Consider the following 714-nt stretch of genomic DNA (forward strand, 5'->3'; position numbering starts at 1 on the left):
CACTCGATCGAGCGACTCGCGCTCGAAGCGAGCTGAGCTACCCCGCCAGCTCAGGCTGGCGGGGCGTGCTACGGTTTAGCGCAGTTTGGTTTTACGCAGGTACGGCAGTACCGCGTCGAATTCACCAAATTTCTGCTGAGCATCTTCATTGGAAACGCTGGGAGGAATGATGATATCCTGCCCTACACTCCAATCCGCAGGCGTGGCCACGCCGTGCTTGGCGGTGGTTTGCAGAGCATCCAGCGCGCGCAGGATCTCGGCAAAATTGCGTCCGACGGTCATCGGGTAGGTCATCGAGAGCTTCAGCTGCTTGTCCGGGCCAATGATGAAAACCGAGCGCACCGTCGCGCTATCGGCAGGCGTGCGGCCATCGGGCAAGTAGGCGTCTTCCGGCAGCATGTCGAACAGCTTGGAGACCTTGAGCCCTTCATCGGCGATGATAGGGAAGCTCACAGCACTGCCGCTGACGGTCTCGATATCGCCCGCCCAGCGCTTGTGATCCTCGACACCGTCCACAGACACCCCGATCACCTTGGTGCCACGCTTTTCCCATTCAGCGCTCAGGGTAGCCACCGCGCCAAATTCGGTGGTGCAGACAGGAGTGAAATCCTTGGGGTGGGAAAACAGAATCGCCCAGCTGTCGCCTATCCATTCATGAAAGCGAATCGGCCCCTGGCTGGTTTCCGCTTCGAAGTCAGGTACAACGGCATTGAT

1 protein-coding gene is annotated in these 714 nt (G+C 59.2%); it reads right to left on the reverse strand.

What is annotated here, in order from left to right; genetic code table 11:
- Positions 1-75 precede the first annotated feature (75 nt).
- The coding region (locus B7L72_RS03330) for a peroxiredoxin (RefSeq protein ID WP_254893747.1) at positions 76-714 on the reverse strand (639 nt) is incomplete at its 5' end.

Source organism: Halomonas sp. BC1, from assembly GCF_002078135.1.
Taxonomy (GTDB): Bacteria; Pseudomonadota; Gammaproteobacteria; order Pseudomonadales; family Halomonadaceae; genus Vreelandella; species Vreelandella stevensii.